17 protein-coding genes are annotated in these 21952 nt (G+C 72.8%); 12 read left to right on the top strand and 5 right to left on the bottom strand.

From position 1 onward, the window contains the following. The coding region (locus tag ABVB68_RS34495; RefSeq protein ID WP_353605149.1) for an acyl-CoA synthetase at positions 1-1711 on the bottom strand (1711 nt) is incomplete at its 3' end. 187 nt (positions 1712-1898) lie between these two features. On the opposite strand from ABVB68_RS34495, the gene ABVB68_RS34490 reads away from it, so the two are divergent. From ABVB68_RS34490 to ABVB68_RS34450, 9 genes are all read left to right on the top strand, one after another. Further along, positions 1899-2699, top strand: a complete 801-nt coding sequence (locus tag ABVB68_RS34490; RefSeq protein WP_353605148.1) for a crotonase/enoyl-CoA hydratase family protein — start codon at positions 1899-1901, stop codon at positions 2697-2699. A gap of 16 nt (positions 2700-2715) precedes the next feature. Continuing rightward, positions 2716-3657: a Zn-ribbon domain-containing OB-fold protein gene (locus ABVB68_RS34485; protein WP_353605147.1), complete on the top strand. Its 942-nt coding sequence runs from the start codon at positions 2716-2718 to the stop codon at positions 3655-3657. Next, a complete protein-coding gene (locus tag ABVB68_RS34480) occupies positions 3654-4724 on the top strand; it encodes a thiolase family protein (protein WP_353605146.1) in 1071 nt (356 codons plus the stop codon). The genes ABVB68_RS34485 and ABVB68_RS34480 overlap by 4 nt, the downstream gene beginning before the upstream one ends. After that, positions 4721-5887 (top strand): thiolase family protein, encoded by a 1167-nt coding sequence (locus tag ABVB68_RS34475; protein WP_353605145.1) that lies wholly within the window; start codon positions 4721-4723, stop codon positions 5885-5887. Before ABVB68_RS34480 ends, ABVB68_RS34475 begins: the two co-directional genes overlap by 4 nt. A gap of 116 nt (positions 5888-6003) precedes the next feature. Next, positions 6004-6246, top strand: a complete 243-nt coding sequence (locus tag ABVB68_RS34470) for a DUF397 domain-containing protein (protein WP_353605144.1) — start codon at positions 6004-6006, stop codon at positions 6244-6246. Between the two features lie 154 nt (positions 6247-6400). Continuing rightward, positions 6401-7336: a universal stress protein gene (locus ABVB68_RS34465; protein WP_353605143.1), complete on the top strand. Its 936-nt coding sequence runs from the start codon at positions 6401-6403 to the stop codon at positions 7334-7336. Positions 7337-7544: 208 nt separating this feature from the next. Then, the gene (locus ABVB68_RS34460) at positions 7545-8813 is read left to right on the top strand and encodes an extracellular catalytic domain type 1 short-chain-length polyhydroxyalkanoate depolymerase (protein WP_353605142.1); all 1269 of its coding nucleotides are present in this window, start codon (positions 7545-7547) and stop codon (positions 8811-8813) included. A gap of 140 nt (positions 8814-8953) precedes the next feature. Continuing rightward, the gene (locus ABVB68_RS34455; RefSeq protein ID WP_353605141.1) at positions 8954-10384 is read left to right on the top strand and encodes a 3-hydroxybutyrate oligomer hydrolase family protein; all 1431 of its coding nucleotides are present in this window, start codon (positions 8954-8956) and stop codon (positions 10382-10384) included. Positions 10385-10465: 81 nt separating this feature from the next. Further along, complete coding sequence (locus tag ABVB68_RS34450; RefSeq protein ID WP_353605140.1) at positions 10466-10963, top strand: glycosyltransferase family protein; 498 nt, start codon at positions 10466-10468, stop codon at positions 10961-10963. 16 nt (positions 10964-10979) lie between these two features. Here the strand turns inward: ABVB68_RS34450 and ABVB68_RS34445 are convergent, their stop codons facing one another. Together ABVB68_RS34445 and ABVB68_RS34440 are read right to left on the bottom strand one after the other, a co-directional pair. Beyond that, entirely contained in the window at positions 10980-12950 is a 1971-nt protein-coding gene (locus ABVB68_RS34445; protein WP_353605139.1) for an N-acetylmuramoyl-L-alanine amidase, read from the bottom strand. A gap of 282 nt (positions 12951-13232) precedes the next feature. Beyond that, positions 13233-14378, bottom strand: coding sequence for an aminoglycoside phosphotransferase family protein (locus ABVB68_RS34440; RefSeq protein ID WP_353605138.1), 1146 nt, complete (start codon positions 14376-14378; stop codon positions 13233-13235). A gap of 280 nt (positions 14379-14658) precedes the next feature. Between ABVB68_RS34440 and ABVB68_RS34435 the strand changes: the two genes are divergently transcribed. Further along, complete coding sequence (locus tag ABVB68_RS34435; protein ID WP_353605137.1) at positions 14659-16152, top strand: DNA-binding protein NsdB; 1494 nt, start codon at positions 14659-14661, stop codon at positions 16150-16152. A gap of 83 nt (positions 16153-16235) precedes the next feature. On the opposite strand, the gene ABVB68_RS34430 is transcribed toward ABVB68_RS34435, so the two are convergent. After that, positions 16236-17666, bottom strand: coding sequence for a PP2C family protein-serine/threonine phosphatase (locus tag ABVB68_RS34430; RefSeq protein WP_353605136.1), 1431 nt, complete (start codon positions 17664-17666; stop codon positions 16236-16238). Positions 17667-18016: 350 nt separating this feature from the next. Between ABVB68_RS34430 and ABVB68_RS34425 the strand changes: the two genes are divergently transcribed. Further along, positions 18017-18430, top strand: a complete 414-nt coding sequence (locus ABVB68_RS34425) for an SsgA family sporulation/cell division regulator (RefSeq protein ID WP_353605135.1) — start codon at positions 18017-18019, stop codon at positions 18428-18430. 30 nt (positions 18431-18460) lie between these two features. Here ABVB68_RS34425 and ABVB68_RS34420 read toward each other — a convergent pair whose 3' ends face one another. Continuing rightward, the gene (locus ABVB68_RS34420) at positions 18461-19471 is read right to left on the bottom strand and encodes a Gfo/Idh/MocA family protein (protein WP_353605134.1); all 1011 of its coding nucleotides are present in this window, start codon (positions 19469-19471) and stop codon (positions 18461-18463) included. Positions 19472-20098: 627 nt separating this feature from the next. On the opposite strand from ABVB68_RS34420, the gene asnB reads away from it, so the two are divergent. Continuing rightward, positions 20099-21940: an asparagine synthase (glutamine-hydrolyzing) gene (asnB, locus tag ABVB68_RS34415; protein ID WP_353605133.1), complete on the top strand. Its 1842-nt coding sequence runs from the start codon at positions 20099-20101 to the stop codon at positions 21938-21940. Positions 21941-21952: the final 12 nt, after the last annotated feature.

Raw genomic sequence — 21952 nt, 5'->3', positions numbered from 1 at the left:
GCGCCACGCCGCCGTCGGTCAGGTAGCGGAAGCGGAGGTCGATCTTCTTGCCCGCGTAGGCGTCCAGCGAGTACGACAGCTTCTTGTAGCCGTCGCCCGTGCCGGTCGCGGCCACCGCCACCTCCCGGGCCCACCGGTAGTCGGCCTTGCCGCTCGGCGAGCGCTGGACGGCCTCCGTGATCACCAGCTGGCGGGGGATCTTGTAACCGGCGAGCCGGGTACGGCAGTGGCTCTGGATGTCGGTGAGGGACGGGCGCGGCGCTCCCGCGCGCAACTGCACCACGGCCGCCACACGGCTGCCCCACGTGGCGTCCGGAACGCCCGCGACCAGGGCGTCGTAGACGTCCGGGTGGGCCTTGAGCGCCTGCTCGACCTCCTCGGGATAGACCTTCTCGCCGCCGGTGTTGATGCACTGCGAGCCGCGGCCGAGGACGGTGACCACCCCGTCCTCGCCGACCGTCGCCATGTCGCCCAGCAGCACCCAGCGCCGCCCGTCCTTCTCGAAGAACGTCTCCGCCGTCTTGCGCCGGTCGTTGTAGTAGCCGAGCGGGACATGACCGCACTGGGCCACCCGGCCGACCTCGCCGACGGCGACCGGCTCGTGCGTCGCCGGATCCACGACCCGCGTACGCGAGTTGACCCGGATGCGGAAGCCCCGCTCGGGCCCGGAGTCGTCCGTCGCCGTCCCGTTGAAGCCGGACTCCGAGGAGCCGAAGTTGTTCAGCAGCACCGCGTTCGGGACCAGCTCGCGGAACTGCCCCCGCACGGTCTCCGACATGATCGCGCCCGAGGAGGAGACGCTGAACAGCGCCGAGCAGTCCGTGCCCTTCATCGGCCCGTTCAACGCGTCGATCAGCGGCCGGAGCATCGCGTCGCCGACCAGGGACATGCTGGTGACCCTCTCCCGTTCGACGGTCCGCAGCACCTCCTCCGGCACGAACTTGCGGTGCAGGACGACCCGCTGGCCGAAGTTGAAACCGATGAACGCGGTGAGTGTCGAGGTGCCGTGCATCAGCGGGGGAGTGGGGAAGAAGGTAATGCCGGAACCGCCGGCGGCGACCCGCTCGGCCAGCTCCCGCGGCGCCCGCACCGGTTCCCCGGTCGGCGCACCGCCCCCCAGCCCCGCGAAGAACAGGTCCTCCTGACGCCACATCACACCCTTGGGCAGGCCCGTCGTGCCGCCGGTGTAGATGATGAGCTGGTCGTCCCCCGAGCGAGCAGGAAAGCCCCGCCCGGGCGAACCGGATGCCTCCGCCCCGGCGAACGGCACCGCCCCCGGCAGCCCTGCCGGCCCCGCGCCCACCCGCAGCAGGTGCCTCAGCGCCGGGGTCCGCGGCAGCGCCCCCGCCACCCGGTCCTCGAACTCCGCGTCGTAGACCAGCGCCACCAGGTCCGCGTCCCGGTAGAGGTACACCAACTCCTCTTCCACGTAGCGGTAGTTCACGTTGACCGGGACGATCCTCGCCTTCAGGCAGCCGAGCACCGTCTGCAGGTACTCGACCCCGTTGTACAGGTGAAGGCCGAGGTGTTCCCCGGGGCGTATGCCGCTGTCGGCCAGGTGGTGGGCGATGCGGTTGGCGGCCGCGTCCAGCTCGGCGTACGTCAGCCGGCGCTCCGCGCCCGTGCCGGGGTGGTCGAGGTACACGAGCGCCTCGCGGTCCGGGACCACGTCGACGACCGACTCGAACAGATCGGCGAGGTTGAACTCCACCGCTCCTCCTGACTCCGGCGGTCCGGGCGACGAAAGGGCGCACTTGCCGGCTCGCCGGTCATCAGAGCAAAGCGCGCCGAAACTGTGAAGGGCCCCCGCCAAGAAAACTGACTGTCTGTCAGAAAACCCTTGAAGTGCCCTCTCTCCTCCTGCAACCTGTTCTCGTTCCGACCGAGGGGAGATGGCCATGGGTGGGACGGAACACCTCACCGTGCGGCGCGAGGGCGCCACACTGGTGCTCACGCTCGACAGGCCCGACGCCAGGAACGCGCTCTCGCTCTCCATGCTCGTCGGCCTCTACGACGGCTGGATCGAGGCCGACGAGGACGACGACATCCGCTCGATCGTGCTCACCGGGGCCGGCGGCGCCTTCTGCGCCGGCATGGACCTCAAGGCGCTGGCCGGCGACGGCATGCGGGGCGAGCACCACCGCGACCGTCTCGACGCCGACCCCGACCTGCACTGGAAGGCGATGCTGCGCCACCACCGGCCGCGCAAACCGGTGATCGCCGCCGTCGAGGGGCCGTGCGTCGCGGGCGGCACCGAGATCCTCCAGGGCACCGACATCCGGGTCGCGGGCGAGTCCGCCACCTTCGGCCTGTTCGAGGTCAGGCGCGGACTGTTCCCGATCGGCGGCTCCACCGTCCGGCTGCAGCGCCAGATCCCGCGCACCCACGCCCTGGAGATGCTGCTCACCGGCCGGCCCTACAGTGCCCGGGAGGCAGCGGACATCGGACTCGTCGGCCACGTCGTACCCGACGGCACCGCGCTGGCCCGGGCCCTGGAGATCGCCGAGCGGATCAATGCCTGCGGCCCGCTCGCCGTCGAAGCCGTCAAGGCGTCCGTGTACCGGACCGCCGACCTGACGGAGGCCGACGGACTCGCCGCCGAACTCGCCACCGGATGGACCGTGTTCGACACCGCCGACGCCAAGGAGGGCGCCCGTGCCTTCGCGGAGAAACGGCACCCCGTCTACAAGCGCGCCTGACCCGAGGAGCCCTCCCATGCCCGAAGTCCTCAGAGCGCCACTCGTCGTCGAGTTCCCCTTCACCCGCTCCCTCGGCCCCGTCCAGAGCGCCTTCCTCACCGGACTGCGCGAACGCGTCGTCCTCGGCGTGAGGACCACCGACGGCCGCACACTCGTCCCGCCCGTCGAGTACGACCCCGTCACCGCCGACGAGATCCACGACCTGGTGGAGGTCGCCCCGACGGGCACGGTCACCACCTGGGCCTGGAACCACGAACCCCGCCGCGGCCAGCCCCTGGCCACCCCCTTCGCCTGGGCCCTGGTCCGGCTCGACGGCGCCGACACCGCCCTGCTGCACGCCCTCGACGCACCCGGCCCCGACGCCGTGCACACCGGGATGCGGGTGCGGATCCGCTGGGCCGACGACCGCACCGGTGCCATCACCGACATCGCCTGCTTCGAGCCCTACCCGGGCGAACCCGTCCGGGTCGGCGGCCACACCGGCCGGTTCGCCGATCCGCTCACCGGGATCGTCGCCCCCGCCCGCCTCGACTACACCTACACACCCGGCCGGGCCCAGTCCGCCTACATCGACGCCCTCACCGAACGGCGCACCGTCGGCGAACGCTGCCCCTCCTGCCGCAAGGTGTACGTCCCGCCGAGGGGGGCCTGCCCCACATGTGGCCTCGCCACCCACGAACAGGTCGAAGTGGGGCCGCGGGGCACGGTCACCACCTACTGCATCGTCAACATCAAGGCGAAGAACCTCGACATCGAGGTGCCGTACGTCTACGCGCACATCGCCCTCGACGGCGCCGACCTCGCCCTGCACGCCCGGATCGGCGGCATCCCCTACGACCAGGTCCGCATGGGCCTGCGGGTGGAACCGGTGTGGAAGCAGGGCGCCCGCCACCCCGACCACTACCGGCCGGCCGGCGAACCCGACGCGGACTACGAGACGTACAAGGAGCTGCTGTGACCAGCGAAGGAGCCCCCGCCGCCCGGGACATCGCCGTCGTCGCCTTCGCCCAGACCGACCACCGGCGCTCCACCGAGGAGTCCTCCGAGGTCGAGATGCTCATGCCGGTCCTCCACGAGGTCCTCGCCCGGACCGGGCTCAGGACCGCCGACATCGGCTTCACCTGCTCCGGCTCCAGCGACTACCTCGCCGGCCGCGCCTTCTCCTTCACCCTCGCCCTCGACGGCGTCGGCGCCTGGCCGCCGGTCTCCGAGTCGCACGTGGAGATGGACGGCGCCTGGGCGCTGTACGAGGCCTGGACCAAGCTTTTGACAGGGGACGCCGACACCGCGCTCGTCTACTCCTACGGCAAGTGCTCACCCGGCTCCGTCCGGGACGTGCTGACCCGCCAGCTCGACCCGTACTACGTCGCCCCCCTGTGGCCCGACGCCGTGGCCCTCGCCGCCCTCCAGGCGCAGGCCCTCATCGACGCCGGCGACACCGACGAACCCGCGCTCGCAGCCGTCGGCGCGCGCAGCCGGGCCGACGCCGTCGCCAACCCGCACGCCCAGCTCAGCGGCGAGGTCCCGCAGGGCGGCTACCTGGTACGCCCGCTGCGCACCGGTGACTGCCCGCCCATCGGCGACGGCGCCGCCGCGGTGGTCCTGGCGGCGGGGGAGCGGGCCCGGGACCTGTGCGCGCGGCCCGCCTGGATCCGGGGCATCGACCACCGCATCGAGGCGCACGGCCTCGGCGTGCGCGACCTCACCGACTCGCCCTCCGCCCGGCTGGCCGCGCAGCGAGCCGGAGCGTTCGAACGGCCCGTCGACACCGCCGAGTTGCACGCGCCGTTCAGCGCCCAGGAGATCGTGCTGCGCAAGGCGCTCGGGCTCGGCGGGGATGTCCGCGTCAACCCCTCCGGAGGCGCCCTCGCGGCCAACCCGCTCATGGCCGCGGGACTCATCCGCATCGGTGAGGCCGCGGCGCGCATCCACCGCGGTGAGTCCGACCGCGCCCTCGCCCACGCCACCTCGGGCCCCTGCCTGCAGCAGAACCTTGTCGCCGTACTCGAAGGGGATCCACGATGAGCAAGGAGCCCGTGGCCGTCACCGGGATCGGCCAGACGAAGCACGTGGCAGCCCGCCGGGACGTGTCGATCGCGGGCCTCGTCCGTGAGGCCGCACAACGAGCCCTGGACGACGCCGAGTCGACGTGGGCGGACATCGACGCCGTCGTCATCGGCAAGGCGCCCGACTTCTTCGAGGGCGTGATGATGCCCGAGCTGTACCTCGCCGACGCCCTCGGCGCGGTCGGCAAGCCCATGCTCCGGGTGCACACCGCCGGCTCCGTCGGCGGATCCACCGCGCTGGTCGCGGCGAACCTGATAGCCGCCCGCGTCCACGGCACGGTCCTCACCCTCGCCTTCGAAAAACAGTCCGAGTCCAACGCCATGTGGGGGCTGTCCCTGCCGATCCCCTTCCAGCAGCCCCTGCTCGCCGGCGCGGGCGGCTTCTTCGCCCCACACGTGCGCGCGTACATGCGGCGCAGCGGCGCCCCCGACACCGTCGGCTCCCTCGTCGCCTACAAGGACCGGCGCAACGCCCTGAAGAACCCCTACGCCCATCTGCACGAGCACGACATCACCCTGCAGAAGGTCCAGGCCTCACCCATGTTGTGGGACCCCATCCGCTACTCCGAGACCTGCCCGTCCTCCGACGGCGCCTGCGCCATGGTCCTCACCGACCGCGCCGGGGCCGTCCGCGCGCCCCGGCCGCCCGCCTGGCTGCTGGGGGGTGCCATGCGCAGCGAACCCACCCTCTTCGCGGGCAAGGACTTCGTCTCCCCGCAGGCCGGCAAGGACTGCGCCGCCGACGTCTACCGGCAGGCGGGCATCGCCGACCCGCGCCGGGACATCGACGCCGTGGAGATGTACGTGCCGTTCTCCTGGTACGAGCCCATGTGGCTGGAGAACCTCGGCTTCGCCGAGGAGGGTGAGGGCTGGAAACTCACCGAGTCCGGTGTCACGGAACTCGACGGGGACCTTCCCGTCGACATGTCGGGCGGTGTGCTCTCCACCAACCCCATCGGCGCCTCCGGCATGATCCGCTTCGCCGAGGCGGCGCTGCAGGTGCGCGGACAGGCGGGGGAGCACCAGGTGGACGGCGCCCGCAGGGTGCTCGGCCACGCCTACGGCGGCGGCTCGCAGTTCTTCTCCATGTGGCTCGTGGGGTCGGAACCCCCCGATTCCTGAACGGTTGCCCGCGGGATCCGGCCGGAAGTCCCGAACGTCCTTCTCGCGTGGCCTGTCCGCACTCGTGACCGGTCGCTAGGCTGGCCCGCGGACGACGAACCGGGAGGAGCACGGACGTGGCCGAGAGCACCATCCAGCAGCAGCCGTTGGCGGGCTGGGACAAGCCGGAGCTGGATCTCAGCAGGGCCGAGTGGCAGTCCAGCAGCCGAGGTCTGGGCGATGTCCAGATCGCCTTTGTCGAGGGCTTCATCGCGATGCGCAACAGCGGCCGGGCGGAGAGTCCCTCCCTGATCTTCACGCCCGCCGAATGGGGCGCCTTCGTCTCCGGGGCGCGCGAGGGCGAGTTCGACCTGACCTGACCCCGCCTCCCGCCGCCCCCGGGGCACCGGGAGCCGAACCGGGGGGTGTTCCGACCGGATTTCCGGACACGCGACCGGCAGCGCCCTGCCGGGGCCGAGCCTGAGCGAGGCTGGCCCCAGCAAGGCGAAGGTCACGTTCCGGAGGTGAGCAAGGATGAGCGCTGAGCCGGTCATCGCCGCGGTCGACGGTTCCGAGCACAGCCTGCTGGCATTCGAGTGGGCCCTGGCGGCGGCCCGCCGGCACGCGGCCCCGCTGCGGGTCGTGCACGTGCGGCAGTACGCCGCCTGGGGACAGGCCGACGTGCTGGTCGCCGGGCCGCCCGGCGCGGAGGGCGACCCGGTGCTGGACGAGGTGCGCACCCGGCTCGCCGGCCGCGCCGAGGAGCCGGCCGTGGAGCTGGTCGCCCTGGAGGGTGTGCCGGGCGCCGTCCTGCCCGAACTGGGCGCCGAGGCACGGATGCTGGTGCTCGGCTCGCGCGGCCGGGGCGGCTTCGCCAGCCTGCTGCTCGGCTCCAACGGCCTGGCCGCCGCGCGGGACGCCGAGTGCCCGGTGATCGTCGTACCTCCGCCCGGCCGCGACGGGGGCGCCGCCGACGCCGTGCGGGCGGCCGAGGAGTACGGCGGCACCCCGGCCGGCCCGGGTCCCCGGATCGTCGTCGGCCTGCACGTCGACAGCCCGGACGAGGCCGTCCTCGACTTCGCGTTCACCGAGGCCGCCCTGCGCGACGCCCGGGTGCAGGTGATCGCCGCCTACCCGTGGCCGCTGCAGACGTGGTCGGCACCCGGCCAGCCGGTGCCGCCCCCGGTCGACCGCGACGACATCGAGCACGAGACCCGCGTCCTGGCCGACGGGTTCCTCGCCCCGCACCGCAAGCGGCACCCCGGGGTCCGCGCCGACGCCGAGGCGCTGCCCGGCGACGCGGCCGGCCGTCTCGTGGCCGCCTCCCGGGACGCCGAGCTGGTCGTCGTCGGACGGCACCGCAGGCGGTTGCTCGCCCCGGCCCGCATGATGGGCTCGGTCACCCAGGCCGTGCTGCTGCACGCGGAGAGCCCCGTGGCCGTGGTGCCGCCGGGACCGCCGCAGGAGTGAAACCCCCTGCCGCACGGTCGACTCGGCATAGCAGACAGCACAGCACGCGGCAATCCGTCCGCCGTCGGCCGACGCCCTGACGCCTGTGGTGCCCGGCGCCATGGTGCCCGGACCCACCCGCACCTACGGTTCCGCCACACCCGGCGCTCCAGGCGCCGCCCCACGCGCGGGAGCGGCCGGGACACACGTGTCCACCGAAGGAGCCGCCATGTCGCCACAGCTGTTCAGGAAGGCACCCGGAGCGCCACCACCCGCCCGCCCGCGCGCCCGTCTCCGGCCCGGGATTCTGCTGTCCCGCCTCCTGGCCGTCATCGCCGTCGTCCTCGGCACCGCGCTCGCCGGCCCCGTGCCCACCGCCCGGGCCTCCGTCACACTCACCGAGGTCACCGGCTTCGGGAGCGACCCCGGCGCCCTCACCATGTACGTGTACCGGCCCGCGTCCCTGCCGGCGCATCCGCCGGTGGTCGTGGCCCTGCACGGATGCACCCAGAACGCCCAGGTCTACGCCGACAACTCCGGCCTGCCGCAACTCGCCGAGACCGACGGGTTCCTGCTGGTGCTGGCGGAGACCACCACCGCCAACAACCCCAGCCGGTGCTTCAACTGGTTCCAGACCGGCGACAACCGGCGTGACCAGGGCGAAGCCCTCTCGATCCGGCAGATGGTGAGCCACGCCGTCACCGCCTACGGCGCCGACCCGCACCGGGTCTACGTCACCGGGCTGTCCGCGGGCGGCGCCATGACCTCGGTCATGCTCGCGACCTACCCCGACGTCTTCTCCGCCGGCGCGGTCGTCGCCGGCCTGCCCTACGACTGCACCAAGGACAACAGCCCCTACCTCTGCATGAACCCCGGCGTCGACCTCGGCCCGGCCGAGTGGGCCCGGCGGGTGCGCGACGCCCTTCCCTCGTACCCGGGGCCGTGGCCGCGCACGGCCGTCTGGTACGGCGACCAGGACACCACCGTCGCACCGCGCAACGCCACCGAACTGCGCGACCAGTGGACGGCGCTGCACGGCCTGTCCCAGACGCCCACGCGCACGACCACCATCGGGCCGGACGCCACCCGCCAGGACCAGTACCTGGCCGCCGACGGCACCGTCGCCGTGGAGGTCGACCGCGTGCCGGGCATCGGCCACGGCACCCCGGTCGACCCGGGCACCGGCACCGAACAGTGCGGCGCCACCGGCGCCCCGTACTTCCTGGACTCCATCTGCTCCAGCCGCTGGATCGCGCGGTTCTTCGGCCTGGACACCTCCGATCCGGGCGGCTCCGGCCCGGGGGACCCGGGCACCCCCTCGTGCTGGACGGCGAGCAACTACGCGCAGGTGCAGGCCGGCCGGGCCACCACCAGCGGTGGCTACACCTACGCGAACGGCTCGCACCAGAACATGGGGCTGTACAACACGTTCGTCACCCACACCCTGAAGGAGTCACCCGCCGGCTACTACGCCCTGGCCGACGGCGGCTGCCCCTGACGGCGGATCAGCAGGAGGAGGCCCTCACCATGGTGGCCGGCAACGCTGCACAAGCCGCCACCATGGCGGCTCCACATATGTCCGGCCGCCACCACTCGGCCCTAACCTCCAGCCCATCCCCGACCCGCTGGAGGAGACGCATGCACCCCCACCGCACCACACCGCGCGGCCGGCCGGCACGGCGTGCCGCACTCGGCGCCCTGTCCCTCGGCGCCGCCTGCTCCCTGCTGATCACCCCGGCCACGGCCGAGCCCACCGCAACGACGACGACGGCCGCCCACTGCGCCGGACGCGCCCGGCTGCACGTGCCGGGCGCCGCCCACGAGCAGGCCGACTGCCTGGACGAGCTGACCACCGCGGGCACCGTGGCCTCCGGACACACCGACCCGGCCGACTACGCCGGCCTCACCCCGCAGAACCTGCCCACCCCCAGTGGCGTGCCCGGCATCCAGATCGACGGCTACTTCCCCGACACCTCCACCACCAACACCGACCACGGCTGGAACCACGACTCGCAGTTCGTCATCCGCCTGCCCGACCACTTCAACGGCCAACTCGTCGTCGCCGGAACGCCGGGCAACCGCGAGCAGTACGCCAACGACCGGGCCATAGCCGACTGGGTGCTCGCGCGCGGCTACGCCTACGCCGCCACCGACAAGGGCAACACCGGCACGGCCTTCTACCGCGACGGCCTCCGCCCCGGCGACGCCATCGCCGAATGGAACACCCGCCTCCCCCAGCTCACCCGCGCCGCCCGCTCCGTCGTCGCACAGCGCTACCACCGGCCCCCGGCCCGCACGATCGCCACCGGCCTGTCCAACGGCGGCTACCTGGTGCGCTGGCAACTGGAGAACCACCCCGAGCTGTACGACGGCGGAGTCGACTGGGAGGGCACCCTCTGGCGCGCGGACGGCCCCAACCCGCTCACCTCCCTGCCGGCGGCACTGCGCCACTACCCCGACTACGCGGCCGGCGGCTCCGCGGCCGCCGCCGCCCGGGCGGCCCTGCACCGGGCGGGGTTCCCGGCCGGCTCCGAGTTCCTGTGGCCCTACCACCACCAGGTCTACTGGGACCTCACCCAGCGCATCTACCGCGAGGAAGTCGACCCCGGCTACGACGGCGCCACCGAGGCCGGCACCCCGTTCTGCGCCTCCGGCACCCCCGACTGCGACGCCGACTACGACTACGCGTCCCGCCCCGCCGCCGTACACCGCGCCGTCGGCCGCATCGCCCTCACCGGCCGCATCGGCAAACCCCTGATCACCCTCCAGGGCACGCTCGACGTGCTGCTGCCGATCAGCGAGGACTCCGACGTCTACGCGCGCATGGTCCACACCGCCGGGCGCGGCAGCCTGCTGCGCTACTACCGCATCGAGGACGGAACGCACACCGACTCCCTGGTGGACGCCTTCCCCGGCCGGCTCCGCCCGATGGTGCCCTGCCACCGCTCGGCGTTCACCGCGCTGGAACGGTGGATCACCGCCGGCGCGCCTCCGCCCGCCGATCACACGGTCGCCCGTCCGGCCGACGCGTCCCCGGCGGACCTGCTCGGCGGCTGCCCCTTGACCTAGCCGCCCGCGCGCCGTGACCGGCACCGTGCCACCGGGCGCCCACAGGTCACCCACCGGAGCCCGGGCACGTACCATGGCCGCATGTCGTTCCTCCGCCGCCGCAGCGCCACTCCTGCCGGACCCGACTTCGACGTGCTGGCCATGGACCCGGGCGACTGGCCGGGCAACCTCGGCGCGGGCCTGCTGCCCGCCCCCGACGGCACCTGCCAGGGTGTCTTCCTGCGCTACGACCTCTTCGGCGGCCGCGGTCCCGCGATGATCATCGGCAATCTGCCGGAGGGCTCCCCGGCCCGGGACGTCGCCGAGGGAGAGGTCCCCTTCGAGGTGGGCCAGCTGCTGCTGGCCCTGGAGAACGACGAGGAGATCACCGTCGTCGAGACCGAGGACACGCCGGTCCTCCAGGGCGACAACCTTCTCATCGTGCGGCGTCTGAAGCTCTCCGAGAGCCGGATCTCCTGTGTGCAGTTCGACCGCAGCGACGGCGTCCTCGTGACCATCGCCGCCTGGGACAGGCCCATCACCGATGACCTGTACGCCCTGCTGAAGCCGCTCCCGGCGGAGCTTTTCCAGCAGGGCTGAGGCACCGGAGGCGCCGCTAGCGGGCCGAGCCCTCGAGGCGTACGTCCGCGGCGCGGACGAATGCCACCCGGTGGCCGTACTGGATCTCGTAGTACAGGTCCTTGCCCACCACGACCCGGTGCGAGTCGGTGGTGAAGGTGACCGCGTAGTAGTACTCGCCCGCCATCTCGTCACCGGCCACGTACCGCTGCCCGGCCGGGATCGTGTACGGCAGCGGCACCACGGACTGGGCGGGGACCTCCGCCGGGTAGGCCTCCTTCTCCGGGTAGGCGCGGCCGTAGACCGGGATGCTCTCCAGGCCGTCCCGCGGGGTCACCAGGAGCCCCTTCGCGGGCACCGCCGTCGGTGCCTCGCGCGGATTCTGGAACCACGCCTTCTGCCCCAGGTACCAGATCGCCGTCCAGTCGCCCCAGCGGTCGGCGACCGCGTACTGCTGCCCGGTGGACACCCGCGACGACAGGTCGTTCACCCCGTCGGTCGGATCCGTGCGCAGCCCGACGTCCTTGATGAGCGGCGCGGTCACGTCGTGGTCCGAGTACAGCCGCACCTCGCTCGAGCCGTGCGCCGTGCAGGGCTCGCCCTTGGCGGTGCAGCCCGTGTAGACGGGCCGGTTCCCGGCGTAGTCCGGAAGGACGGTCACCAGGGCGGCCCTCTTGCCGCCCGCCCGCTTGAAGGGGTGGCCGAGCAGCTCGAAGTAGTGCCGCCAGTCCCAGTAGGGGCCGGGGTCCGTGTGCATCCCCGGGATGGTGGCGGCGGTGGGCCCGGGCACGTTGTCGTGGCCCAGCACGTGCTGCCGGTCGAGGGGGATGTCGTACTTCCTGGCCAGGTACCTCACCAGCCGCGCCGAGGACCGGTACATCGCCTCGGTGTACCAGGCGTCGGGGCTGGCGAGGAAGCCCTCGTGCTCGATGCCGACGGACCTGGCGTTGACGTCCCAGTTGCCGGCGTGCCAGGCCACGTCCTTGGCCTTGACGTGCTGGGCGATCAGACCGTCGGTGGAGCGGATGGTGTAGTTCCAGGACACATAGGTCGGGTCCTGGACCAGGTGGAGCACCCCGTCCCAGGTGCCCTCCGTGTCATGGATGACGATGTACTTGATGCGCTGGGACGCCGGGCGGTCCCCGAGGTCGTGGTTGCCGTAGTCGTCGGTCCCGAACTGCGCGTACGGCGCCGGGACCGACTCGCAGGACACCGACTTCGGGCACTCGGTGTCATCGGCGGGACGAGTGCGCAGGCCGGTCCGCTCCAGCTGGGCCGTGTCCGCGGCCAGCTTCGGCTGGGCGGCCAGGACGACCAGCTGGCCGTCGTCGGTGGTGCGTTCCTCGCCCGTGCGCAGGACGTCGTACACGTCGTCGGCGTAGGCCGCCGCGGTCGCGGTGTCGTCCGCACCGGAGAAGCGGGCCACCGCGCCGTACCACTCGGCCGGGTCCGCGCTCAGCGGTTCGCCCAGCTCCTTCTGCGCGGCGGCGAGCAGGGCGGCCCCACCGGCCACGTTCGCCGCCGGATCGGTGCGCAGTTCCCCGGCCGGGATGCCGGTCAGCTCCGCCGCCGCGGGCAGCGTCCGCAGGCGGGCCGGGACCGCCGCCCCGGCCGGCTGCGCGACGTCCGGGTGGAGGGCGGCACGGGCGCTGTCGCCGCGGGCGTCCTCCGTACCTTCGGCGAAGTGCTCCGCGCCGGCCATCGCCGTACGGGCGTCGGTCAGGTGCATCGGGCCGTATCCACCGGTCACGCTGGGCGCCCCGCCGTGCCCGTCCCAGCGGGACTGCAGGTAGGACACGGCCAGCAGGACGCTCTGCGGCACGTGGTGTTCCGCCGCGGCGGTGGCGAACGCCTGCTGCAGCCGGGTGGCCGAGGAGTCGGCGGAGCCGTGGGCGGGGGCCGCGCCGAGCAGCGGCAGCAGCAGGGCCGCGGAGGCGAGCGGGCCGGCGGTCCGCCTCAGATGTCTGTGGCCGGGCGTGGGCGTGGGGTCGGTGGCGGAACCTCGCAATGCGGCCTCCTGTGACGGGCGGGCTCGGCGGGACGTACGGCGCCGAGCTGGGTCAGTGGTACCGGCTTGCCGACGATCCGTCAATGATGCCCTCGGCACGGCGACTTCCCACGTCACGAAGGGTATCGGCGAGTTTCGCCGCGGTGGTGCGCGGGCCTGCGAAGCGTCACAGGCATACACCAGTGGGCACGGCACCCCCCGTGGGTGAAGGCTCTGGCCGCGCGGACGTACGAAGGCCCGCGGTGCGCCGCCGCTCTGGCGCACCACGGACCGTCGTCCCCGTCAGCGAGTGCCGACCGCCGCGCGGACGGCCTTGCGGGCCATCTGGCAGTCGTCGTGCAGCCGCCTGAGCAGCAGCCGCTGTTCCTCGCCGGACGGCGCAGCACCCGGGTGGGCCGTACCCGGTGCCGCCGGGGCCGTGTCGTGCATCGAACGCTGCAGGGCCGTCTCGTACGTCCGGATCTCCCGGGTGAGCAGCAGCATCAGGTTCACCAGGAAGGCGTCCCGGGCGGCCGGGCCCGCCGACTGGGCGATCTGGCTGATCTGGCGCCGGGCCGTCGGCGCGTCCCCGAGGACCAGCCAGAGTGTCGCCAGGTCGTACCCCGGCAGATACCAGCCCGCGTGCTCCCAGTCCACCAGCACTGGACCGGCCGGTGAGATCAGGATGTTCGAGAGCAGAGCGTCGCCGTGGCAGAACTGGAGCATGCCGTGCCGGCCCACCTCGTGGGCGATGCCGTGCAACAGCTTCTGCAGGTCCCCGAGGTCCCGGTCGGTGAGCAGACCCAGCTCGTGGAACCGGGAGATCCGGGCCGCGTAGTCCAGCGGCATGTCGAACATGCCCGCCGGTGGGCGCCAGGCGTTCAGCCGGCAGATCGCGCCCAGCGCGGCCCGGACGTCCGCGCGCGGCGGGGCCTCCAGCGGATGCCGCTGCAGCGCAGCCACCCGGCCCGGCATCCGCTCGATGACCAGGGTGCAGTTGTCCGGATCCGCCGCGATCAGCCTGGGCACGCGGACCGGTGGCCGGTGCCGGACGAACGAGCGGTATGCGGTTATTTCGTGGCGGGACCGCTCCGCCCAGGCGGGCGAGTGGTCCAGGAGACACTTGGCGACGGCCGTACTGCGCCCCGTCGTCCCGACCAGCAGGACGGACCGTCCGCTGCGCCGCAGCACCTGCACCGGGGCGAACTCCGGGCAGATCCGGTGCACGGAGGCGATCGCGGTGCGCAGCTGCGCACCCTGGGGACCGGACAGGTCCAGTCTCCCGCTGAGCGGTTGGGTACCGGGCTGTCCCGGCAACCGCCGGGGCCGGCCCGCGCCCAGCACGGGGACGCCGGGCCGCGCCGCCGGGTCGAGATACGGCCCGCCACCCGCCGGGCGGGAACGCAGCGGCCGGGGCGGGGCGGACACGGAGGACGATGCTGCGTACATGGGAGAAACAGATCCCTTCGTGTGCCTGCAGTGCCTGCCTGTGCATCTCGCGCGCAGCCCGGCCCGGTCACCCGGGCACATCCTGGGGAATGTGCCCGTCATATGCCGGAAGCTGCCCGCCATATGGGTGGTGGCGACCGGGTCGGGGTGGCGCATTCCTACCTGACACCGGATGACCAGTGGCACACCATCTGGCGCACCCTGGCGAACCCTGGCGAATAGTCGCCCGGCAACCTCCGGCGGGCTACTGTCAACTCAGCCGAGAACCTGGGGGCTTGACGTGAGCGGACAATCCAACACTCGCCTCGCGGACCTGTTCGGCCTGGCCGGCTGGTCCAAGGGCGAACTCGCGAGGCTGGTCAACCGGCAGGCGGCGGCCATGGGCCACCCCCAGCTGTCGACCGACACCTCCCGGGTGCGGCGCTGGATCGACACGGGCGAGATCCCGCGCGATCCCGTGCCGCGGGTGCTGGCGGCTCTGTTCACCGAGCGTCTCGGCCGTGTCGTGACCATCGAGGACCTTGGTCTGGTGCGGCACGGGCGTGCGGGGAAACGGCAGGGCGCCGGGATCGAGGAACATCCCGACGGTGTGCCGTGGCCGCCCGAGCGGACCGCCGCGGTCCTCACCGAATTCACGGGAATGGACCTCATGCTCAACCGACGCGGCTTGGTGGGCGCGGGTGCCGCGCTCGCCGCGGGATCCACACTCAGCAGCGCCATGTACGACTGGTTGCACACCGATCCGGCCCTCAAGGCCGACGCCCCCGTCCTCCACGACCCCCTGCACGCCGACCCCGCTGGGTTCGACCGCTACGAGGCCGCCCCCATCGGGTCGCAGGAGATCGAGGAACTGGAGCGCTCGGTCGAGGTGTTCCGCGCCTGGGACGCGGCCCGCGGCGGCGGGCTGCAACGCAAGGCGGTCGTGGGCCAGCTCAACGAGGTGGGCGGCATGCTCGCCTACCACCACCCACCCCATCTCCAGCGGCGCCTGTGGGGCGTCGCCGCCAACCTCGCCGTCCTCGCGGGCTGGATGTCGCACGACGTCGGCCTGGAGCCCACGGCTCAGAAGTACTTCGTCATCGCCGCCCATGCCGCCCGTGAGGGCGGTGACCGGCCCCGGGCCGGCGAGGCGCTCTCCCGGGCGGCCCGGCAGATGGTGCACCTCGGCCGGCCGGACGACGCGCTGGACCTGATGAAGCTCGCCCAGTCCGGGGCCGGCGAACGCCTGCAGCCGCGCACCAAGGCGATGTTCCACACCATCGAGGCCTGGGCGCAGGCCTCGATGGGCAAGGGCCAGGCGATGCGCCGCACCCTCGGCAGGGCGGAGGACCTCTTCGTCTCCGACCGGCAGGACGCGGCAACGCCGGACTGGATGCAGACGTTCAGGGACGAGGACCTGTACGGCATGCAAGCCCTCGCCTACCGCACGCTGGCGGAGTTCGACCCGGGCGCGGCCGCGCACGCGCAGTACTACGCGGAGAAGGCCCTCGCCCTGCGCGTCGACGGACGCGAGCGGTCGAAGATCTTCGATCATCTGTCCATGGCGTCGGCCTGCTTCATCGCCGACGACCCCGAACAGGCCGACCGTTACGCACGACTGGCCCTGATGTCCATGGGATCGAACTCCTCCCGCCGCACCTGGGACCGGCTGCGCCAGATGTACCGGCTGACCGCGGAGTACGCCGGCTATCCGAAGATCCACGAACTGCGGGAGGAGATCCGGCTCGCCCTGCCCAATCCGCGGGGCAAGGGCGACGACAGTGCGCAGGCGTAAGGGCACCGCACCGCTACGGAGAGGCTCGGGCCCGAGGGGCCTGCGCGCCGGTGGTCGTCAGTGTGGCCGGGGAGAAGGCCGGTTCACGAGGTGACCTTGGCGACGAGCACGCACGCGTCGTCCTCGCGTCCGGACGCTCCGAACTCCTCGACGATCAGGCGTACACAGTCCCGTGCGCTGAGCGCCGCGCCGAACCGCGGGGCGAGGTCGAGCAGTTGGTCCACGGCAGCGGAACCGCCGTGTCCCGGGACCAGCCCGTCGGTGTGCAGCAGAAGGAGATCGCCCGGTTCGAGGGTCGCCTCGGCCTGCCCGTAGGCGGCACCCGAAGTGGCGCCGAGCAGGACGCCGTCCGGCGCGGTCAGCCTGCGCCCCGTCCCGTCGCGGTACAGCAGCGGGGCGGGGTGTCCGGCCTGCGCCCAGAGCAGGCTGCGCGTCTCGGGCTGATAGCGGCAGCACACGGCGCTGCCCAGGGCGGGCTGCACGGTGGCGTCCAGTAACTGGTTGAGCATGGCGAGCAGTCGGCCGGGCGCCGTGCCCGCCATCGCCATGCCGCGGACGGCGCCGAGCAGCATCGCCATGCCCGAGGCGACGGCCACCCCCTGTCCGGTGAGGTCGCCGACGCTCAGCAGGGTCTGTCCGTCGGGCAGTTCCAGTGCGTCGTACCAGTCGCCGCCGATGGGTGTGCCCGCGGTCGCCGGCAGGCGGTGCGCGGCGAGGTCGAGGGCCGGTGGTTTCCGGTGCGGGAGCCGCAGGGAGCCGCGCCACGGCGGGAGCACGGCCTCCTGGAACTCGGCCGCGATCCGGTGCTCGGTCTGCTCCTGCCGGCGGTGGTGCTGCAGCGAGTCACGGGTCTCGCGCACCGTCCGCTGGCTGCGGCGCAGTTCGCTGACGTCACGCAGCACCGCCCACATCGAGGCGGTGCCGCCGTCGGCGCCGAGTACCGGCTCGCCCATCATGTGCAGGGTCCGCACGTCGTCGTCGGGCCGCAGGATGCGGAACTCGCCGTCGATCGGCCTGCCGTCGACCAGGCAGCCCGTCACCATCGCGGTGAGTTTCGGCCGGTCCTCCTCCAGCACCAGGGAGGGCAGTTCGTCCAGCGAGAGGGCGGGATCGGCCGGATCGCGGCCGAGGATCCGGCACAGCTCCGCGGACCAGGTGGCCTCGTCCGTGAGCAGGTTCCACTCCGCGCTGCCGACGCGGGCGAGCAGCGATCCGCGCGAGGTGCCGACCGGTGCCGGCCGCGCGGCCGGGGTGGCGGGGGGCTCGGCCGCGGCGGGCGCCGGGCCGTCCCGCAGCTGCGCCAAGTGGGCGTCCAGATCCTCCAGTTGGTGCAGTGCCAGGTCGTACAGCGCGCGCTGCCAGCGGTCCTCCGGGTGGCAACCGGCGCTCCGGGTGTCCCGCCGTACGGCGTCCACGTCTCCCTTGAGCCGCCGTGCCTGCGTTATCAGCGCCTCGACCGAGCCGCGTCCGGGCGGCTGGGCGGCTGGGCGGTCCGCGGAGACTGGGGACGGCATGACGCACTCCGATGGGGGACGGTACGGCCAAGGGGGAACGGGGCGGCCGTTACGACTGTCGCACAGCCCGCGACGCCCCGTAAGGGATTCGGCAACACACGATACGGTGGTGCTTTCGGCATATGCCAGAGTCTTCCCGGAGTGATCCGCGCGTAGGCGTGACGTACGCGCCTGGGGAGTCAAGTCGTAGGACCCCTACGTGCCTTGGACCGGTTCGGCCGCCTCGGGACGGCGGCTCATGCGGGTGTTCGACGCACTGGTGTCCGATGCCCGCGCCGTACGGCCGGTATCCGCCGGATTCTGACCGGATTTGGCGCCATGCGCAGGGCCTCCACGGACTCCATAAAGGCATGGACGTCTTCATCGAACAGCCCACCCTTGCCCGGCTCATCACCGCCGAGGACCGGGAGATCCCGGTGTCGGCGACACTTCGGTACACGACGGACGACCCGCTCGCCGTCTTCGTGGACTTCCCCGCCGAGGCGGCCCTGGAGGGGGAGGAGGTCACCTGGACCTTCGCGCGCGCCCTGCTCGACCAGGGGCTGCGGGCCCCGGCCGGCCACGGCGACGTACAGATATGGCCGTCCGGCCACGCGCGGACGGTGCTGGAGTTCCACTCGCCCCACGGCCTCGCCCTGTTGCAGTTCCAGGCCTCGGCGCTGCGCCGCTTCCTGCTGCGCACCTACGAGACCGTGGCGGCGGGCCACGAGGACATGGCGGCGGTGGTCGAGCGAGGGCTGAGCACCCTGTTCGACGGGGTGTGAGCTGCCGGCCGGACGCCCGGCCCCGCACCGCTACCCGGCGTCCGGGCGCGGGGCGAGGTCGACGGCGACCCGGTGGCCCGTCTCCAGGGACCGGACCCCGGCCTCGGCCACGACGGACGCCGCGTAGCCGTCCCACACGCCCGGCCCCGTGACCCGGCCGCGCCGTGTGGCGTCGACCCAGGCCTGCACCTCGCGGTCGTAGGCGTCGGCGAACCGCACCAGATAGTCCTGCGCCACCTCCTGCGCGGCCCTGCCCCCGGTGGTGACCACCATGGTGTGCTCGTCGCCGATCCGGGCGCTGCCCGCCTCGCCCACGGCCTCGCAGCGCACCTGGTAGCCGAAGCCGCAGTTGACGAAGACCTCGACGTCGACGAGGGCGCCCCGCTCGGTCTCGAACAGGACGAACTGCGGATCGACCAGCCCCTCGGGGGCGCCCGAGGACGACCTGGGCCGCAGTACGCGCACCGCCGTCAGCTCCTGCCCGAGCAGCCAGCGGGCCGCGTCGATCTCGTGCGAGACGGAGCTGTTGATCAGCATGGCGCTGGTGAAGTGGCCGGGGGAGGAGACATTGCGATGGGTGCAGTGCAGTATCAGCGGCCGGCCGAGGCTTCCGCCGTCCAGCAGCGCCTTCAGCCGGCGGTACCCGGCGTCGTAGCGCCGCATGAAGCCGATCTGTGCCAGCCGGCGGCCGAGCCGCGCCTCGGCCTCCACCACCCGCAGCGCGCCGGCGGAGTCCGGCACCATCGGCTTCTCGCACAGCACCGGCAGCCCGCGGGCGAAGCAGGCGAGCAGTGCCTCCTCGTGAGCGGGACCGGGGGAGGCGACCAGGACGGCCGCCACGCCGGGGGCGTCCAGGGCAGCCGACGGATCGGTGTGCACGCTCACCCCGGACAGGCCGGCCACCGCTTCCTTCGCCCGCTCGACGTCGGGATCGGCGACGGCGGCGACCCTGGCGCCGCTCACCACGTGGCCAAGGCGTCGTATGTGATCGGCGCCCATGTGGCCGGCACCCAGTACCGCCACGCCCAGCAGGTCACCCATGTGCGTGCTCCCTCCACCGACGATCACGCCGTAGCGTACGCCGGTGGAAGAGGGCCGTTCGGGCGTGCTCCGGAAGGGCCCGGGGCTCAGTACGGCAGCACGCCCGCGATGCCGGCCGCGTCGCCCAGGACGCCGTCGGGCACGAAACGCACGGCGGCGCCGGTCTTCAGGCACGCCCACGGCGGACCGCTCCCCGGATGCCCGCACGGGTCCCGGCAGCGCGTCCCGGCTCCGTCTGCCGGCCGGCAAGCCCCGTCGGGAAGCCGGTCGGGGGGCCTCGTCGGGAAGCCGGTCGGGAAGCCCGTTCAGCCCACCGCCCCGAGCGGACCGTTCCTGACCGGGAATCCGTGCACCCCTCGGCGCTTGGGGAAGTCTTTGCGTCTGGCCGGTTCCTGACGGCGCCGGCCCGGTGGCATGGGGCGGGGTGGATTTCGCGCAAGCAAAACCCGGCCGAAACCATGGGGGTGCGCTCGCGACCGTGGTGCGGCCGCGTTGACCGCGCGCCGACGCAGACGGAGGCTCGTCATGTAGATGCTCGGTACAACTGGTTTGCCCTCCAGGGTCAACCGCCACCCGAAAGCGCAGGTGAGCGAGGGGTCCGTGGCGAGCAGAGGCAGGAGGCAGCGCATGTGCGGCATCACGGGATGGATCTCGTTCGACCGTGACCTGACCACCGAGGCGACCACATTGCACGCGATGACCGAGACGATGGCCTGCCGGGGCCCGGACGACCGCGGCACCTGGGTCGACGGCCCCGCCGCCCTGGGGCACCGCCGGCTCGCCGTCATCGACCTCCCCGGCGGCCGTCAGCCGATGTCCCTCAGCACCCCCGAGGGGGCCGTCGCCCTGGTCTACTCCGGGGAGGCGTACAACTTCACCGAGCTGCGACGGGAACTCGAGGGCCGCGGCCACCGGTTCACCACCGACTCCGACACCGAGGTCGTCCTGCACGGATACCTCGAATGGGGTGACGGGGTCGCCCAGCGCCTCAACGGCATGTTCGCGTTCGCGGTGTGGGACGGCCGCCACGACAAGCTGGTGATGATCCGCGACCGCATGGGCATCAAGCCGTTCTACTACCACCCGACCCCCGACGGTGTCCTGTTCGGCTCCGAGCCCAAGGCGATCCTCGCCAACCCGCTGGCCCGCCCCCGCGTCTCACTGGACGGCCTGCGCGAGCTGTTCGTCATGGTCAAGACGCCCGGACACGCGATCTGGGACGGCATGCGGGAGGTCGAACCGGGCACCGTCGTCACCGTGGACCGCTCCGGCCTCACCACCCGCGCCTACTGGCGGCTGGAGACCCGCGAGCACACCGACGACCGGGACACCACCATCGCCACCGTGCGCTCGCTCCTCGACGACATCGTGCGCCGCCAGCTCGTCGCCGACGTCCCGCGCTGCACCCTGCTCTCCGGCGGTCTCGACTCCTCGGCCATGACCGCGCTGGCCGCCCGGCAGCTGGGCGAGCACGGGGAGAAGGTGCGCAGCTTCGCCGTCGACTTCGCCGGCCAGGCCGACAACTTCGTCGCCGACGAACTGCGCGGCACCCAGGACACCCCCTTCGTGCACGACGTGGCCAGGCTGGCGGACACCGACCACCAGGACATCGTCCTCGACGCGCAGGCGCTCGCCGACCCCGCGGTGCGCGAGCAGGTGATCCGCGCCCGCGACCTGCCGGCCGGCTTCGGCGACATGGACGCCTCGCTGCTGCTGCTCTTCCGCGCCATCCGGGCCGAGTCCACGGTGGCCCTGTCCGGCGAGTCCGCCGACGAGGTCTTCGGCGGATACCTGCAGTTCTTCGACGAGGAGGCGCGCCGTGCCGACACCTTCCCCTGGCTGGTGCGCTCCGGCCGCCACTTCGGCGACGACGCCGAGGTCCTGCGCACCGACGTCGGCAAGTCCCTGGACCTGGAAGCGTACGTGGCCGACGGTTACCGCACAGCGGTCGCCGGCATCGACCGGCCCGCCGGCGAGAGCGACTTCGAGTACCGGATGCGGCAGATCAGCCACCTGCACCTGACCCGCTTCGTCCGCGCCCTGCTCGACCGCAAGGACCGCATGAGCATGGCCGTCGGCCTCGAGGTGCGCGTGCCGTTCTGCGACCACCGGCTGGTCGAGTACGTCTACAACGCCCCCTGGGCGCTGAAGTCCTTCGACGGCCGGGAGAAGAGCCTGCTGCGGGAGGCCACCGCGGACGTCCTGCCCCGCTCGGTGTACGACCGGGTCAAGAGCCCCTACCCGTCCACCCAGGACCCGCGGTACGCCCGCGCCCTGCAGGACCAGGCCAAGGACCTGCTCTCCCGGCCCGCCCACCGCGTCTTCGACCTGGTCGACCGCGACCGGGTCCGGGCGGCCGCCGAACGGGACGCACCGGTCAGCACCCAGGTGGCCCGGCGCGGTCTGGAACGCACCCTGGACCTCGCCCGGTGGCTCGACCTCTACTCGCCCGAGCTGACCCTCGGCTGAGGCCGATGGCCT

It is taken from the genome of Streptomyces sp. NPDC096012, from assembly GCF_040426375.1.
Classification (GTDB): Bacteria; Actinomycetota; Actinomycetes; order Streptomycetales; family Streptomycetaceae; genus Streptomyces.
This window is presented reverse-complemented; position numbering and strand designations above follow the sequence as displayed.